Annotated in this window: 20 protein-coding genes; 12 read left to right on the top strand and 8 right to left on the bottom strand. The window is 68.4% G+C overall.

The features are described 5' to 3' along the window. Window positions 1-56 precede the first annotated feature (56 nt). Window positions 57-245, top strand: a complete 189-nt coding sequence (locus ABD693_RS10715) for a Flp family type IVb pilin (protein ID WP_425567277.1) — start codon at window positions 57-59, stop codon at window positions 243-245. A 52-nt stretch (window positions 246-297) separates the two neighbouring features. Here ABD693_RS10715 and ABD693_RS10710 read toward each other — a convergent pair whose 3' ends face one another. Both ABD693_RS10710 and cpdR read right to left on the bottom strand, forming a co-directional pair. Next, on the bottom strand, window positions 298-1,761 hold the full coding sequence (locus tag ABD693_RS10710; protein ID WP_344697056.1) for a M48 family metalloprotease: 1,464 nt from the start codon (window positions 1,759-1,761) through the stop codon (window positions 298-300). 69 nt (window positions 1,762-1,830) lie between these two features. After that, on the bottom strand, window positions 1,831-2,208 hold the full coding sequence (cpdR, locus tag ABD693_RS10705; RefSeq protein ID WP_344697055.1) for a cell cycle two-component system response regulator CpdR: 378 nt from the start codon (window positions 2,206-2,208) through the stop codon (window positions 1,831-1,833). A gap of 107 nt (window positions 2,209-2,315) precedes the next feature. Between cpdR and ABD693_RS10700 the strand changes: the two genes are divergently transcribed. Next, on the top strand, window positions 2,316-3,179 hold the full coding sequence (locus ABD693_RS10700) for an N-formylglutamate amidohydrolase (RefSeq protein WP_344697054.1): 864 nt from the start codon (window positions 2,316-2,318) through the stop codon (window positions 3,177-3,179). A 141-nt stretch (window positions 3,180-3,320) separates the two neighbouring features. On the opposite strand, the gene ABD693_RS10695 is transcribed toward ABD693_RS10700, so the two are convergent. After that, a complete protein-coding gene (locus ABD693_RS10695; RefSeq protein WP_344697053.1) occupies window positions 3,321-4,118 on the bottom strand; it encodes a SapC family protein in 798 nt (265 codons plus the stop codon). A 207-nt stretch (window positions 4,119-4,325) separates the two neighbouring features. Between ABD693_RS10695 and ABD693_RS10690 the strand changes: the two genes are divergently transcribed. The 6 genes from ABD693_RS10690 to ABD693_RS10665 all read left to right on the top strand — a co-directional run bounded on the left by ABD693_RS10690 (window position 4,326) and on the right by ABD693_RS10665 (window position 8,208). After that, on the top strand, window positions 4,326-4,754 hold the full coding sequence (locus tag ABD693_RS10690; RefSeq protein ID WP_344697052.1) for a hypothetical protein: 429 nt from the start codon (window positions 4,326-4,328) through the stop codon (window positions 4,752-4,754). Window positions 4,755-4,849: 95 nt separating this feature from the next. Next, window positions 4,850-6,280, top strand: coding sequence for a DEAD/DEAH box helicase (locus tag ABD693_RS10685; protein ID WP_344697051.1), 1,431 nt, complete (start codon window positions 4,850-4,852; stop codon window positions 6,278-6,280). A gap of 40 nt (window positions 6,281-6,320) precedes the next feature. Then, a complete protein-coding gene (arsC, locus tag ABD693_RS10680) occupies window positions 6,321-6,683 on the top strand; it encodes an arsenate reductase (glutaredoxin) (protein WP_344697050.1) in 363 nt (120 codons plus the stop codon). A 9-nt stretch (window positions 6,684-6,692) separates the two neighbouring features. After that, a complete protein-coding gene (locus tag ABD693_RS10675; protein ID WP_344697619.1) occupies window positions 6,693-7,337 on the top strand; it encodes an aquaporin in 645 nt (214 codons plus the stop codon). Between the two features lie 41 nt (window positions 7,338-7,378). After that, window positions 7,379-7,849 carry a TspO/MBR family protein gene (locus ABD693_RS10670; RefSeq protein ID WP_344697049.1) on the top strand — a complete coding sequence of 157 codons (471 nt, stop codon included), beginning with the start codon at window positions 7,379-7,381 and terminating at the stop codon, window positions 7,847-7,849. A gap of 92 nt (window positions 7,850-7,941) precedes the next feature. Next, entirely contained in the window at window positions 7,942-8,208 is a 267-nt protein-coding gene (locus ABD693_RS10665; RefSeq protein WP_344697048.1) for a hypothetical protein, read from the top strand. 3 nt (window positions 8,209-8,211) lie between these two features. Here ABD693_RS10665 and ABD693_RS10660 read toward each other — a convergent pair whose 3' ends face one another. The 3 genes from ABD693_RS10660 to tgt form a co-directional block, all read right to left on the bottom strand. Next, window positions 8,212-8,940, bottom strand: a complete 729-nt coding sequence (locus tag ABD693_RS10660; RefSeq protein ID WP_344697047.1) for a hypothetical protein — start codon at window positions 8,938-8,940, stop codon at window positions 8,212-8,214. Continuing rightward, window positions 8,937-9,092 carry a hypothetical protein gene (locus tag ABD693_RS10655; RefSeq protein WP_344697046.1) on the bottom strand — a complete coding sequence of 52 codons (156 nt, stop codon included), beginning with the start codon at window positions 9,090-9,092 and terminating at the stop codon, window positions 8,937-8,939. Before ABD693_RS10655 ends, ABD693_RS10660 begins: the two co-directional genes overlap by 4 nt. Before the next feature lie 75 nt (window positions 9,093-9,167). Continuing rightward, complete coding sequence (gene tgt / locus ABD693_RS10650) at window positions 9,168-10,310, bottom strand: tRNA guanosine(34) transglycosylase Tgt (protein WP_344697045.1); 1,143 nt, start codon at window positions 10,308-10,310, stop codon at window positions 9,168-9,170. Between the two features lie 86 nt (window positions 10,311-10,396). Between tgt and ABD693_RS10645 the strand changes: the two genes are divergently transcribed. Next, window positions 10,397-11,152 (top strand): TSUP family transporter, encoded by a 756-nt coding sequence (locus ABD693_RS10645; protein ID WP_344697044.1) that lies wholly within the window; start codon window positions 10,397-10,399, stop codon window positions 11,150-11,152. An 88-nt stretch (window positions 11,153-11,240) separates the two neighbouring features. Further along, on the top strand, window positions 11,241-11,930 hold the full coding sequence (locus ABD693_RS10640) for a VV20781 family protein (protein ID WP_344697042.1): 690 nt from the start codon (window positions 11,241-11,243) through the stop codon (window positions 11,928-11,930). Here the strand turns inward: ABD693_RS10640 and mscL are convergent. Continuing rightward, the gene (gene mscL / locus ABD693_RS10635) at window positions 11,927-12,349 is read right to left on the bottom strand and encodes a large conductance mechanosensitive channel protein MscL (protein ID WP_344697041.1); all 423 of its coding nucleotides are present in this window, start codon (window positions 12,347-12,349) and stop codon (window positions 11,927-11,929) included. The two genes, ABD693_RS10640 and mscL, sit on opposite strands and share 4 nt — an antisense overlap. Before the next feature lie 94 nt (window positions 12,350-12,443). On the opposite strand from mscL, the gene ABD693_RS10630 reads away from it, so the two are divergent. Together ABD693_RS10630 and ABD693_RS10625 are read left to right on the top strand one after the other, a co-directional pair. Then, window positions 12,444-13,178 carry a fatty acid desaturase gene (locus ABD693_RS10630; RefSeq protein ID WP_344697040.1) on the top strand — a complete coding sequence of 245 codons (735 nt, stop codon included), beginning with the start codon at window positions 12,444-12,446 and terminating at the stop codon, window positions 13,176-13,178. Between the two features lie 9 nt (window positions 13,179-13,187). Further along, window positions 13,188-14,408: a glycosyltransferase gene (locus ABD693_RS10625; RefSeq protein WP_344697038.1), complete on the top strand. Its 1,221-nt coding sequence runs from the start codon at window positions 13,188-13,190 to the stop codon at window positions 14,406-14,408. On the opposite strand, the gene queA is transcribed toward ABD693_RS10625, so the two are convergent. Then, window positions 14,405-15,436, bottom strand: a complete 1,032-nt coding sequence (queA, locus tag ABD693_RS10620; RefSeq protein ID WP_344697036.1) for a tRNA preQ1(34) S-adenosylmethionine ribosyltransferase-isomerase QueA — start codon at window positions 15,434-15,436, stop codon at window positions 14,405-14,407. The two genes, ABD693_RS10625 and queA, sit on opposite strands and share 4 nt — an antisense overlap. Window positions 15,437-15,463: the final 27 nt, after the last annotated feature.

The following is a 15,463-nucleotide window of genomic DNA, read 5'->3' as shown; positions in this document are numbered from 1 at the left end:
TTGTTAACCCTGCGTAACTAGCGTGGCACCGTGGACGTGGACCAGAGGAGGGTGGCTTGGACGCTATCCGAACGATGTTGCGCAAGCTGCGCTGCCATGACGGCGGGGCAACTGCGATCGAATATGGGCTTATCGCGGCACTGATCGCGGTGGCTGCCATCAGCGGCATGAGCACGCTTGGCGGCGGCAGCAACGGCATGTGGGGCAAGATCGGCAATCACGTCGATACCGCCATGAACAAGTAAGGGCCGGCGCCAGAGGCACCGACCCTTCTTGCCTGTCCGCTGGCGCTGGCCGTCAGCGACGGGCGCCGAGCACCACCAGTTTGACCCGCTGACCCGGGACCAGCCGCGCATTGGCGGCGAGGCCGTTGAGCGACAGGAAGCGCTCGACCTGGAAGTTGCGGTAGGCCATGCGGCCCGCCAGCGACTGCACCGTGTCGCCCGCTCGCACCGTATAGACGTCGATCACCCGCGGCCGGATCGAGGCCGCTTCCTGCGCGCTGATCCGGCGCAGGCTGTTGACCATCGACTGGAACGCCCCGATCCCCTGCCCGCCACGAGTCAGCATGGTGAAGGCGTAGGCGCTGTTCTGGTCAAAGGCGTAGGCGAAGACGCTGACGTCGACGATCCCGCTTGAGGTCTGCGCGCGGCCGATGACATATTCGACCGGGATTCCGTTCACCTGCGTGCGGTTCTGGTCGACCAGCTGGATCTGGGTCTGGCCGCCGGTCAGCTCCTGCAGGCGCTGGCTGATGAAGGTCTGGAGCGAGCCGTTGTAGCGGCCGCCGGTGAACTGCGCCTGCCCCGCCGAGCCCTGGATGGAGACGGCGTCGGTGCCGTTCTGCATCAGGTAGCCGACCGGAACGGTAAAGCTCAGCCGAAGGTCGGGATGGATGAAGGTGCGCCCTTCGATCACGCCCTGCGCGGGATCGTCGTCGACGAACACGCCATCGACCTGATTGAGGAAGGCGTCGCGGTTGCGCAGGCCCGTGCCGACGCGGCCCGTCTGGCGGGCCATCTGCGAGGCTTGCGCGACGCGGGTCTCGGTCAGCGGGTGGGTGCTTGCCCATTCGGGCGTCGACCGGGTGTCCTGGCCCTGCACGCGCGCCTCGAGCGCGGTTGCCCGGCCGAGCGCCTGCAGCATGGTCACCGAGGCGCCCGGATCATAGCCGGCGCGCATGATGTAGCCGATCCCGAGGCGGTCGGCGTCGGTCTCCTGCGCGCGACTGAAGCGCAAGGTGTTGAGCTGCGACCCCTGCTGCGCGAGCTGGCCGATGACGTTGCCGATGCCGCCGCCGATGACCGAGCCGACGATCGCGCCGAGGATCCCGCCGATGCTGTTGCGCTGGGTCGCCTGCTGGCGGGCCTGCGCGTGATTGGCGGCGACGTGGCCGGTCTCGTGGCCGAGCACGAAAGCGAGTTCGGCCTCGTCGTTCATCAGCCCCATGAGCTGGCGGGTGATGTAGATGTAGCCGCCGGGCACCGCGAAGGCGTTCTCGACCGCGGAGTTGAGCGTGGTGTAGCGAAGCTGGTTCGGGTTGACCCCCGATTGCACGCCGACGCGGCGACCGATCTGTTCGACATAAGCGCCGCGCGCCCCCGTCTCGGCGCCGCCGAATTCCTGGATCACCGCGGCATTCTGCTGCTGCGCTTCCTGGATGTAGCGGGGCGAGAGGTTGCGGTAACCCGACTGGGCGGAGAGCGCCACGGGGGTCGTGGCGACCGCGGCGGCACTGAGGAGAAGAAGTGTCTTACGCATGGAGGCACCCGTATCGTTGATCCCTTATCGGGCCCATGAACGGAACGGGTGCGAAAGAAGTTCCAGCGCCTAGAGGCGTCCGTGCTGGTCCTCGGTCTGGAACATCCGATCGACTTCGGCGACCAGGTCCTTGAGGTGAAACGGCTTGCTCAGCATCTTGGCTTCGGGGGCGGTCCGGCCGCTCTGCAGCGCGACGGCGGCGAAGCCGGTGATGAACATGACCCGGATCGAGGGATCGATCACGCCGGCCTTCTGGGCGAGCTCGATCCCGTCCATCTCGGGCATCACGATGTCGGTGAGGAGAAGGTCGAACTGCTCCGATTCGAGCAGCGGCATCGCTTCGGTCCCACAGCCAACGGCCTTCACGGCATAACCGACGCGCTCCAGCGCCCGCGCGAGATATTCGCGCATCGAGCTATCGTCTTCGGCGAGGAGGATCTTGATCATGAGAATGGTCTCTTATGCCCGCAAGCTTTAACATTTTCTAGGCGGAAGGCGGATTGTCTGCTTCAGCTTGCCGCGTTTTCCCGAGACGGGCCGTTGGAACAGCACGCATGGCTTTCGCTTCCGCCTCCCCTGCAACGCTCAGTCCGCCGCGGCTGATCCCCGGCACGGGGCGGTGGCCGGTGCTCCTGTCGGTGCCGCATGCCGGGCGGATCTATCCCGACTGGCTGGTGCGGCTGAGCCGGCGTGGGAAAGACAGTCTGTTCCCGCTCGAGGATCCGCTGGTCGACCGGCTGGTGTGGCGGGCGCAGGCCTTGGGCATCGCCTGCGTCGTCGCCGACGCGCCGCGCGCGGGAATCGACTGCAACCGCGCCGAGGACGAGCTCGACCCCGCGGTGGTCAGCCTGCCGCCGGGCATGGGGCACGATGGCTGGCGGGTGCGCGCGGGGCTTGGCCTCATTCCCGGGCGCTTGGGGCAAGCAGGCGAATTGTGGCGGCGGCGGATCGGACCGGCGGAGCTCGAGGCCCGGCTCGACAGCGCCTGGCGCCCCTATCATCGCCTCATCGCCGAACAGCTCGCCACGCTCCAGCGCGCGCATGCCGAGGTGCTGCTCCTCGATTGCCATTCGATGCCGTGGCGCGCGGGACAGGCCGAGCTGGTCCTCGGCGACCGGCACGGGGCAAGCGCGGGCGCGTTCGTCAGCGAGCTTGCGCGGCGCGAGGCCGAGGCGGCGGGCTTCCGGACGGCCGCCAACGATCCCTACGCCGGTGGTCACATCGTTGCCTCGCACGGCAAGCCGGCGGCGGGCGTTCATGCGCTGCAGCTCGAGTTCGACCGACGCTGCTATCTCGACTCCGCGGGCAAGGCGCCGGGCCCCGGCTTCGACCGGAGCGCGCGCCTGATTGCCGACATCGCCCGGGCGATCGGCGAAGCGTTGCTCGACCGCCACGCCACGCCGCTCGCCGCCGAATAAAAAAACGCCCCCGGCCGTGAGGCCAGGGGCGAGTTAGTCTGGGGAACGCATCCGGCCGACAGAGCGGCCGACGCATTCCATCAGATGGGAAGCGTCAGGCGGTGCGGCAAGCGGGGAAAACCACGCTTCGCCGCAACCCCGTCACGCCTCGACCGACTGCGGCGCCGCGCCGGTCGGAAGCTGCGGACCCTTGCCCTGGCGGACCTGGCGCGCGAAAATGTCGCGGGCCTGGCCGAGACTGAAGAGGTGCGCGTAGATGAGCGGCAGGAGCCCGCTCTGGTTCATCTTGCGAAGCTCGTCGCCGCGCAGCTCGCGCAGCTTCTCTTCGTCGATCATCTGGAAGCCGCGATAGACGAACGGCTGGTCCGAACCCTCGGGCTGGATGGCGACTTCGCCGTCCATCAGGAGCCCGCGCTCCTTGATTTCCTGCATGAACATCGCGGTGCGCTGGCCGGCTTCCTCGAACTGCTCACAGAAGTTGAGGATCGCCTTGGTCGCTTCGCTCGGCTGCCCGTCCTCGAACAGGGGCTGGCCGTCCTCGAAGTCGCCGATCGCATTGGCGGTCGGGTCGACGCACAGCGACAGCTCGTCGCTCTGCTGGTTGAGGCGCGCGAGGAGGAACGGGTAGCGGCGCAGATAGGCCGGCATGTAGACGTTCTCGTCGGTCGGCTTGCCGTCCTCGTCGACGAAGGTGTTCACGCCCTCGTTGAGGCCCATGAGGGCGAGCGGAACGGGGTCGTCGCCGACCGCGAAGATGATCGGGAAGTGACGCTGGGCGAGCGCGAACTCGTCCACGGTCACGGGAATCGCATGGTTCCGAGCGAGCGCCGGAAGCGCCTCGATCCCCTTCACCTTCATCGCGCCATGCTGCTGGCTGCTGACCGGTTCAAGGCTGTTGTAGAGCAGCGGAAGACCGCTGTTCGGCGCCGCGGAAGCCATTGTTACTCTCTCCTGGTGGATGAAGGCGGCCCCGCCGGCCGACCATCGGATATAGGGCGCGGCGTCTAGGCAAGCTTAGCGCGCCATGCAAGTGTGGCACCCACGCGTTGCACCGCTGCATCAGGAGTTCAGCTGGAGTTCAAGCCGACCGCCGCATTGACCGCTCGACGCGCCCTTCCCAGCGATCCGAAAGCCCGCCCGACCTTCATGCTTCCTGCCCTCCCCTTGATGAGCTGGCTCGCCGCCTTCGTGGGCCTGCAGGGCATGGGACCGGTCACGGTGACCCGCCTGGTCGTACAGCAGGAAGTGATCCTGCGCATTCCGGTGGTGCGCCCGCGCCAGCCGCGGATCCTCCGCTTCGAGGAAAAGAAGGGTCCCAAGTGCATCGGCTCCGACGACATCGTCGCGGCGGCGCTTGGGAACGAGCAGTCGGTCGACTTCCTGCTTCGCGACCGGACGCGGATCCGGGCGATCATGGACGACGATTGCCCGACGCTCGACTTCTACGGCAATTTCTACGTCACCCCGCGCGACGACAAGATCTGCGCCAAGCGCGACGAGATCCGCAGCCGGATCGGCGGTTCGTGCCGGATCGAGAAGTTCCGCCGGGTGGTCCCGAAATTCGCCCGCGAATAGCCTTTTCTTGACTTGAGGCCGGTCCTGGCGCACGGCGCGAAGCGCCTGGCGGGCCTTGCGGCTCTGCCGGCCCTTTCTCTTATCCGGATGACTTGATGCCTTTTGCCGATCTCGGCCTTTCCGACGAACTGCTGCGCGCCATCGGCGACAGCGGATACACCGAACCGACCCCGATCCAGGCCGGCGCGATCCCGCCCGTGCTCATGGGCAAGGACCTGATCGGCATCGCCCAGACGGGCACCGGCAAGACCGCCGCCTTCGTGCTGCCGATGATCGACATCCTGGGCGAAGGCCGCAGCCGCGCGCGGATGCCGCGCAGCCTGATCCTCGAGCCGACCCGCGAGCTCGCCGCGCAGGTCGCGGAGAATTTCGAGAAATACGGCAAGAACCACAAGCTCTCGATGGCGCTGCTCATCGGCGGCGTTCAGATGGGCGACCAGATCAAGGCGCTCGAAAAGGGCGTCGACGTGCTGATTGCGACTCCAGGCCGGCTGATGGACCTGTTCGGCCGCGGCAAGATCCTGCTGACCGGCTGCGACATGCTCGTGATCGACGAGGCGGACCGGATGCTCGACATGGGCTTCATCCCCGACATCGAGGAAATCTGCACCAAGCTGCCCAAGCAGCGGCAGACCCTGCTGTTCTCGGCGACCATGCCGCCGGTGATTCAGAAGCTGGCGGCGAAGTTCCTGACCGATCCGCGCCGGATCGAGGTGTCGCGTCCGGCCTCGTCGAACCTCAACATCGATGCGCGGCTGGTCGAGACCCGCTCGGACAAGAAGCGCGACGTGCTTCGCGACCTGCTCCGCGCCGAGGACGTCACCACCGCGATCATCTTCTGCAACCGCAAGACGACGGTGCGCGAGCTGACCACCAGCCTCAAGCGCTCGGGCTTCGCGGTCGGCCAGATCCATGGCGACATGGAGCAGGCGGCGCGCATCGCCGAGCTGGACCGCTTCAAGGGCGGCGACATCAACATCCTCGTCGCCTCCGACGTCGCCGCGCGCGGGCTCGACATCAAGGGCGTGTCCCACGTCTTCAACTTCGACGTGCCGTGGCAGCCCGACGATTACGTCCACCGGATCGGCCGCACGGGCCGCGCGGGCGCCAAGGGCAAGGCCTTCACGCTCGCCACCCGCGAGGACAATGAGGCGGTCGCGCAGATCGAGAAGCTGACCGGCGGCAAGATCCCGCGGGTCGACGGCGTCAAGGCCGAAGAGCCCGCCCTCAAGGACGAACCCGCCGCCGAGAAGCCGCGCCGCGAGCGTGCGCCGCGCAAGGCCGAGCCGCGCCGTGAAGAGCGTGCTGAGCGTCCGGCTCGCGAAGACCGGCCCGAGCGCGAGGAGCGCCCGGCTCGTGACGAACGTCCTGCTCGCGAGGAGCGCCCGGTGCGCGAAGAGCGTGCGGTACGGCCCGAGCCGGCGCCGCGCCCTGCCCCCGCCCCGCGCCGCGAGCCCGAGGCGGCCGAGGACGATGGCTGGAACGGCCCGCTCCCCGACTTCCTGTCGGTGTCGCTCGGCGGGTGACCGTCACGCTCCTGTAACGAACATCCGCCTAGGTCGCGTCATGGACGTCACGATCTTTCATAATCCCGCCTGCGGCACCTCGCGCAACGTGCTCGGCTTCCTGCGCGAGCGCGGGATCGATCCGCGGGTGGTCGAATATTTGAAGACTCCACCGAGCCGCGACGAGGTCCGCGAGCTGGCGCGCCAGAGCGGTGGCCCGTTGCGCGATCTTCTGCGCGAAAAGGGCACCCCGTTCGCGGAGCTCGGGCTGGGCGATGAAAGCCTGACCGACGCGCAGTTGCTCGACGCGGTTCAGGCCCACCCGATCCTCCTCAATCGCCCGATCGTGGTGATCGGCGACAAGGCGAAGCTCTGCCGTCCGAGCGAGACGGTTCTCGCCTTCCTCGACGACGCCGGGGCCTAAGTGCCCGCCTTGTCGCGGCGCCTGTTCGCCGAGGCGCTCGGTTCCTTCTTCCTGTTCGGCTGCGTGGTCGGCTCGGGAATCATGGGCGAGCGGCTCGCCGGCGGCAGTGAAGCGGTCGCGCTGCTCGCCAACAGCATCGCCACCGGCGCCATCCTGTTCGTGCTGATCGGCTGGCTTGGGCCCATCAGCGGCGCGCACATGAACCCGGCGGTCAGCCTGGTCGCGGCGCTGCGCGGCGAGCTGCCCAAGGTCGACGTCCTTCCTTACACACTGGCCCAACTGGGCGGCGGGATTGCGGGGGTGATCGCCGCCAACCTGATGTTCGACCTGCCGGCGGTGGTGTGGTCCACCCATGTGCGGGGCGGCGCGGGGCCATGGCTCGGCGAGGGTATCGCGACCTTCGGGCTGGTGCTGACGATCCTCGGCACCGTCCGTCATCGGCCCGAGCACGTGCCGTCCGCCGTCGCGCTCTACATCGTCGCGGCTTACTGGTTCACGTCCTCGACCAGTTTCGCCAATCCCGCGATCACCGTCGCGCGCGCGTTCAGCGACAGCTTCGCCGGCATCGCGCCGGCCTCGATCGCAGGGTTCGTGATCGCGCAACTGGCCGGCGCGCTGCTGGCGGCGATGGTGGCGAAGCGGCTGATCGACTGACGCGCTTTGCCTTTGCCCGCATCCGTGCGAGGCTTGCGGCCGTGAGCACCCCCGTCATCATCGCCGCCGGCACCGCCATCGTCCTCGGCATCGTCGGCGGGCTGCTGACCGAGATCGGGCCCTGGTACCGGAACCTCAAGCGCCCGAAGCTCAATCCGCCCGACTGGCTGTTCGGGCCGGCCTGGACGATCATCCTCGGCCTTGCCGCCTGGTCGGCGGTGACCGCGTGGAATGCCGCGTCCAATTCGGGTGAGCGGACGCTCGTCGTCGGGCTGTTCGCCGCCAATGCGCTGTTCCACCTTCTGTGGAGCCCGCTCTTCTTCAAGCTGAAGCGCCCCGACTGGGCGCTGGTCGAGGTCGCCTTCCTGTGGGGAAGCCTGGTCGCGATGGCGCTGCTCCTGCCCGGCATTTCGGTCGCCGCGGCGTGGATGATTGCGCCCTATCTGGCGTGGGTCACCTTCGCCGCCTGGCTCAACTGGCAGATCGTCCGGCTTAACCCGCGGCCGCGTTAACGCCCGCAATCGACGCGGCGGGGCGGCCCTGCGCCGGACCGAACTTCTCTCGCCCGCGCAAAGGCTTATTCTCCTGTCCTTAGGAGAATTCGATGCCCTGGAAGATTGCCCGTTCCGAAGCCCTCGCCGACCCGGACGCGGCCCGCCACAAGATCCTCGAGAAACTGCAGCGCCTGCCCGAACTCGACAATGCCGAGGAGGAAGTCATCCGGGTCCTCCTCGACGCGATCCTGATGGTCGAGGCCTATCGCGGCGCGCGCCACCAGATCACCTTCCTGCCCGAGATGACGCAGGGCGTGGACCATCTCCTGCGCGAACTCGAGATCCTCGACCGCGCCGATGCGCTGGCGGCGGTCTGACGGCTAGCGACCGAGCAGCGCGCCCAGCAGGCCGATGTTGAAGACCGGGATCATGCCGACGAACGCGCCGAGCAGCATGGCGCCCGCCAGCAGAAGCGATTTGCCGATCCCCCCGGCCCAGCTCTGCCACCACAGCCCGCGCCCCATGCGCAGGAAGGCGACGATCAGCGCGCCCCACATGGCAAGGTTGCCGATGATCTCGAAGCCCTTGATCATCGGCAGTGGCCCCAGGGGAACGATCGGCACGGTCCAGGCGCACATCAGGGCGAAGGTCGCGCGGATGCTGCGCCGCCAGTCGAGCCTGCTCCACCATTTGATGAGGGGCGCGGCGGCGGCGGCGTAGAACAGGGACAGGATCGGCACGGCGACGAGACTCATCCAGCCGTCGGCATCGCCGATGAACCCCTCGCGGCTCTTGCCCGAGCGGGCGATCCAGCCATTCAGCGTCTCGGCGGGCTGCTGCTCGATCATGCCCTTCATGCCGCCGAGCAGGAACATGTAGAACATCAGGATGCCGCACAGGGCCACGTAGAAGCCGAACGGCCGTGCATAGCGTCGCCCGCCGGTGGGTCCGTAGGCCAGATAGGCGTCGAGCACGGTCCGCGGGCAGAGCAGGAGGTCGCGGGCGGTGCGGAATTCGGTGGCGCCGAAGCCGATCGTCTCCTCGGCATAGTCGGCAAGCCCCGAGCGCTCGGGCGCGACGGTCGACGCGGGTTCCGGGACGGCGGTCACTCGCCCTCGTTCGCCTTGCGATCGCGCTGCGCGACAATGCCGACGGCGATGAACCCGAAGATCAGCCCGAGCGCGAGATTGTCGAACACCAGCCAGAAGAAGCCGAGGACCAGCAGAAAGGCCAGCAGTCCCTTGTTCTGACTGTCGTTCACCGTCGTCGTCCCCCTTTGCCCGGCGCCATGTTGAGCGCGGGCGCCGCGCGGGGTCAAGCTCCTGCGGTCGAACGGCTAGGCCCGGGCCCTGCCCGCGCGGTAGCGGTCGAGGAAGGCGCGGGCGTGGGACGCGAGGCGGCCTTCGCCGATGGCGTCACGAAGCCCTCCCATCATCCGCTGGTAGAACCAGAGATTATGCTCGGTCATCAGCATGGCGCCAAGGATCTCGCCCGAGCGAACGAGATGGTGGAGATAGGCGCGGCTGTAGGTCGAGCAGGCCGGGCACGGGCAGCCGGGCTCGAGCGGTTCCTGGTCCTCGGCGTGGCGGGCGTTGCGGATGTTGAGCGGCCCGTCGGCGGTGAAGGCCTGACCGGTGCGGCCCGAACGGGTGGGCAGCACGCAGTCGAACATGTCGATCCCGCGCACCACCGCCTCGACGATATCGTCGGGCTTGCCGACGCCCATCAGGTAGCGCGGCTTCTCGGTAGGCAACTGGCCCGGCGCGAAGTCGAGGCAGCCGAGCATCGCCTCCTGCCCCTCGCCCACCGCGAGGCCGCCCACAGCATAGCCGTCGAAGCCGATGTCGATCAGCGCGTCGGCGCTTGTCCGGCGCAGCTTTTCGTCGAGCACGCCCTGCTGGATCCCGAAGATGGCGTTCGCCTCGGCATGGGCGTCGCCGCGGTCGAATTCGTCGCGGCTGCGGCGGGCCCAGCGGATCGAGCGGTCCATCGCCTCGCGCTGCTTGGCGGGCGTCACGTCGGGGCGGACGAGCTCGTCGAACTGCATCACGATCGAGGAGCCCAGCAGCCGCTGGACCTCGATCGAGCGCTCGGGGCTCAGGAGATGGCGCGAGCCGTCGAGGTGACTCTTGAAGGTCACCCCTTCCTCGGTAACCTTGTTGAGGTCGCTCAGGGACATGACCTGGTAGCCGCCGCTGTCGGTGAGGATCGGCCGGTCCCATCCCATGAACTTGTGCAGCCCGCCGAGCCGCGCGACCCGCTCGGCGCCGGGGCGGAGCATCAGGTGATAGGTGTTGCCAAGGATGATGTCGGCGCCCGCCGCGCGCACCCCCTCGGGCTTTACCGCCTTGACGGTGGCGGCGGTGCCGACGGGCATGAAGGCGGGCGTCCGGATCTCGCCGCGGCGCATGGCGATGGTGCCGAGGCGCGCACGGCCGTCGGTCGCGTGGATGGTGAAGGAGAAACGGGGAGCAGTCATTGCAGGAGCCCCCTACCCGCTTGCTTCAAGCGAAGTCGAGAACCCGCCCCTCGACTTCGTTCAGGACTAACGGATAGGGCTGGCTCGTGATCGAACCCTGGCTCTACCCCACCCTCACCGCCGTCGCCGTGCTGACCGGCTTCATCGACGCGATCGCGGGCGGAGGCGGGCTGATCATGATGCCGGCGCTGCTCGTCAGCGGGGTGCCGCCGATCATGGCGCTCGGGACCAACAAGCTCCAGTCGATGTGCGGGACCTTCGTCGCGATGGGGAATTACGGGCGTAAGGGCCTGATCGACTGGCGGCCGAGCCTCCCGACCGCGGCCCTCGTCTTCGTCGGGGCCGGCGCGGGCGCGCTGCTGGTGCAGTCGATCGACGCCAAATGGCTCGCGCTCGTCATCCCGCTGCTGCTGCTCGCCAATGCGGTCTACGTGCTGGTGTCCCCACGGATGACCGACGAGGACGCGCACCAGCGGCTGACCAGCCGCGGCTATGCGCCGGTGGGCGGGGCGATCGGCTTTTACGACGGCTTCTTCGGGCCGGGCACGGGGAGCTTCTTCACCTCGACCCTCGTCGCCCTGCGCGGGCTCGGGCTCACCCGCGCCACGGCGCTGACCAAGTTCCTCAACTGGACCAGCAACGTCGCCTCGGTGCTGCTGTTCGCGCTCGGCGGCAAGATCCTCTGGCTGCTCGGCCTGAGCATGGCCGCGGGCGCGATGCTCGGCGGCTGGCTCGGCAGCCACACCGCGATGAAGTTCGGTGCGCGGTTGATCCGGCCCTTGCTGGTGGTCGCCAGCGTCGGGCTGACCGCGCGCCTCCTCTGGGGCTGGCTCGCAAGCTGAACGGCGGACAACGACGCGTTCAGTTAGCGCAAAATGAACGCTGACTAATCCCGTCGTTACGCAACGCGAACGACAAGGGGAACAGGTCGTGATCAATTTCAGGTTGCTGGCGCTCGCCGGCACGATGGCGCTCAGCCTTGCGGGCTGCGGCGACAACCGCATCGCCATGCCGGCGGACCTTGCCGCCAGCACCGAGGCGCTGCGCATCAGCGGCATGGGGATCGGCCGGCGCGGCGACTTCGACTTTGCGGGCGGGCGCGGTACCTTCACCCGGGGTGCCGACCGGATCTCGGCGTTCAGCGACTTCCTCGACCGCTATTCGGGCGCGGGGACGTTCCGGTTCACCGGCGCCGACGGGGTGATCGAGGGCGCCTGCCGCTACCGCGCCGAGGATGTGAACCAGGGCATATTCTCGGTCCGCACCCGCCCCTTCATCTATCAGTGCCGGCTCGGTCACAACGGCAGAGACGCGGGCGAACTGGTGATCGAGGAGGAGCAAGGCATGCGCGCCGCCGCGCTCGGGCGCGACGGGCGGCACGGCTTCATCGTCTATCGCGGGACCCGGCTCGACATCCACTCGATCCACCAGATGGCGACGCCGACGCTGCCGACCCCGCAGCCGCTCGGATACCGATTCCTCGCTGACGGGCGGGCGGTGGGCGCGGTCGACCTGAATGGCGCCAAGACGGTCTACGCCCCGCCCTCGGGCCAGGCGCGCGAGGCGGTCTATGCCGGGAGCCTCGCGCTGTCGGTGTTGTGGGACCCCGCGAGCCTCTAAGGGCGCGCCTGGAGACTGTCGCGGATCTCGCGGAGCAGGAGGACTTCCTCGCTCGGCCCGGCGGCCTCGGCTTCCTTGATCACCCGGGCGGCGGCGCGGACGATCAGGAAGACGATGAAGGCGAGGATGAGGAAGCTGACGACCGTGGTCAGGAACTGGCCCCAGCCGATCAGCGGCACACCCGCCTTCTTCAGGGCTGCATAATCGGTCGGCGAGCCGGCATAGCTGGCGGGGATCTCGCCCAGCCGGATGAAGTGGCTCGAAAAGTCGATTCCCCCGGTCACCGCGCCGACGACCGGCATGATGATGTCGTCGGTGAGGCTGGTGACGATGCTTCCGAAGGCGGCGCCGATGATGACGCCGACCGCGAGGCCGAGCACATTGCCCTTGGCGATGAAGGCCCGAAAGTCGCTGATCATGGTGCGTTATCCTCCCTGTTTGCGCCTAGTCTGGCGCGGGGCGGGCCTACAGTCCAGCATGGCGGAAGCGGCGGCGCCCGCCTATATCGCTGCCATGCAGAGCGACAGGCAGCGCCGGCGACAGACGCTTGTGGGTCTCGGCCTCGCCGCGCTGATCGTGGTCGCCTTCGTCGCGCTCCACGTGACGACGGTCTTCTTCCTGCCGCTCGAGGGCGCGTGGCTGCTCGCCGCGCCCTTCCTGGTGGCGGTGCTGACGTGGCTCAGCGTCGGGCTGTTCATCGTCGCGCACGACGCGATGCATGGGAGCCTCGCGCCCGGGCGGCCGGGGGTGAACCGGCTGTGGGGGCGGCTGACGCTGCTGATCTACGCGGGCTTCTGGATGGACCGGCTCCTCCCGAAGCATTTCGACCATCACAAGCATGTCGGGACCGAGGGCGATCCCGATTTCTCGGCCGATCACCCGACACGCTTCTGGCCCTGGTACCTGTCCTTCATGAAGCGCTATTTCGGGCTGCGCGAATTCCTGATCATGAGCGCGATCGTGTGGACCTATGTGCTGGTCCTGAAGGCGCCGCTGCCCAACCTCCTGCTCTACTGGGCGCTGCCGGCGATCCTGTCCTCGGTGCAGCTCTTCTATTTCGGGACCTTCCTGCCGCACCGGCACGAGGAAGCGGCGTTCGCCGACGAACATAATGCGCGGAGCAACAATTATCCGGCGTGGCTGTCGCTCCTGACCTGCTTCCACTTCGGCTATCACCGCGAGCATCACCTCAGCCCCGGCACGCCCTGGTGGGCGCTGCCGCGCCGCCGCCGCGAACTGCAACTCTAGAACCCGGCCTTGGCCCGCATCGCCTTCATCTGCCCGCCCTATGCGGCGCATGTCGCGAGCTTTCGCGCGCTCGGCGAGGAACTGGCGCGGCGCGGGCACGAGCCCTTCTTCCTGCTGAACGCCGGGGCGACCGCCTCGACCGGTGCGATCCCCGTCCATCATGTGCCAAGGCGGCCCGGCGATCCGCCGGTGGCCGAGGTGCTGCATCGCGGCGAGCGGCCGGGCGGAATCCTCTCGACCCTGCGGATCGTCGCCGACAGCGCGGCGATGACTGACCAGCTTTGCGCAGGAGGCGTGGAGCAGCTGCGTTTGCTCGGTGCCGAGGCGGTGATCGGCGACCAGATGGAGCCGGCGGGCTATTTGCTGGCCCGGGCGCTCGGCCTCCCCTTCTGCGGGCTGGCCTGCGCGGTGCCGATCGACGAGGCGCCGGGCGTGCCCCTGCCCTTCCTCGACTGGCCGTGGCAGCCTGGGGAAGAAGCCAAGCTTCGCCGGACCGCGCAGATCGGTGACCTGCTGAGCGCGAAGCAGGGCAAGGTGATCGCGGCATGGGCGGCGCGCTTCGGCCTGCCGCCGCATCGCCGGCTTCAGGATTGCCTCGGCCAAGTGCAGGTCGCGCAGATGATCCCCGCGCTCGACTTTCCCCGGCCCGAACCCCTGCCCTTCGTTCCAGTCGGCCCGCTGCGGCGACCGGAAGAGCTCGAGGACAGGCCCCTGCCCTTTGCCGTGCCGGCGGACCGACCGCTGGTGTTCGCGACCATGGGGACGATGCTCGGCGGGGACCTGCGGGTGTGGCGGAGCCTCGCCAGCGCGTGCGGCAAGGCGGGTGCGGCGCTGGTGATCGCGCATGGCGGACGGCTGACCGAGGCGCAGGCCGCCAGCCTCGACGTCCACCACGCCGCGGCCTTTCTTCCCTATCGCGCGGTGATGCGCCGCGCGGCGCTGGTCATCACGCATGGGGGCAGCAACACCAGCCTCGACGCGCTCGCCTGCGGGGTGCCGCTGCTGGTGCGACCGGTGGGCTTCGACCAGCCGGGCAATTATGCGCGGATCCGGCATCACTATCTAGGGCTGAAGCTCGAGAAACTGAGCCGCCCGCGCGCCATCGCCGCGCAGATCCGGCGCGTGCTCGGCGACGAGGGCATGTGGGCGCGCTGCCAGGCGGTCGCGCGGGCGCTCGCCGGAAGCGGCGGCACGGCCCAAGCGGCGGACGTGGTCGAGACGTTGCTCTAGCGCTTCGGCAAGAGCAGGCTCGAATCGCCGTAGCTGTAAAAGCGATAGCCGTTCTCAATCGCGTGGGCGTAGGCGGCGCGCATCGTCTCGAGCCCCATCAGCGCGCTGACCAGCATGAACAGCGTCGACTTGGGCAGGTGGAAATTAGTCATCAGCCCGTCGACCGCCTTCACGCGCGTGCCGGGCGTGATGAAGATCGCCGTGTCGCCCTCGAACGGCTGGATCATTCCTTCCGCGTCGGCGGCGCTTTCGAGGAGCCGAAGCACCGTCGTCCCGACCGCGATGATCCGCCCGCCCGCCGCCCGCGCGGCGTTGAGACGCGCGGCGGTGGCGGCGTCGATCCGGCCCCATTCGGCGTGCATCCGGTGATCGGCCGTATCCTCGGCCTTGACCGGAAGGAAGGTGCCGGCGCCGACATGCAGTGTCAGTGTTTCGCGTTGTATTCCAGCAGCATCGATCGCTTCGATGAGACGCGGCGTGAAGTGTAGCGAGGCGGTCGGCGCGGCCACCGCTCCCTCTTTCTCCGCGAACATCGTCTGATAGTCTTCGGCGTCGGCCTCATCGATCCCGCGCTTGGACGCGATGTAGGGCGGGAGCGGCATGGTCCCGGCGCGGGTCAGCAGCAGCTCGACCGGCTCGTCCCCGAGGAAGCGCAGCAGTAGCGAGCCGTCCTCGGCCTTCTCGTCGCACTTGGCCTCGACCCCGCCGCCGAAGGTCACGGTATCGCCGATCTTCACGCGCTTCGCGTTGCGGACGAAGGCCCACCAGGCGCGCAGGTCGTGACGCTTGTGGAGCGTGGCGCCAATCTTAGCCTCGCGCGCCCGGCCTTCGAGCTGGGCGGGGATGACGCGCGTGTCGTTGAAGACGAGCACGTCCCCGGCCCTGAGCAGAGCCGGCAGGTCGCGCACGCCGCGGTCCTCGAGCCGGTCGCCGTCGACGAACAGCATCCGCGCCGAATCGCGCGGCCGCGCGGGGCGCAGCGCGATATTGGCCTCGGGCAGGTCGAAATCGAACAGGTCTACACGCATGGCGGTGCGCCTATCCCGCTCCGTCCC

This window comes from Sphingomonas rosea, from assembly GCF_039538065.1.
Taxonomy (GTDB): Bacteria; Pseudomonadota; Alphaproteobacteria; order Sphingomonadales; family Sphingomonadaceae; genus Sphingomicrobium; species Sphingomicrobium rosea.
The sequence above is the reverse complement of the archived record's forward strand: the minus strand, read 5'-3'. Positions and strand labels throughout refer to the sequence as shown.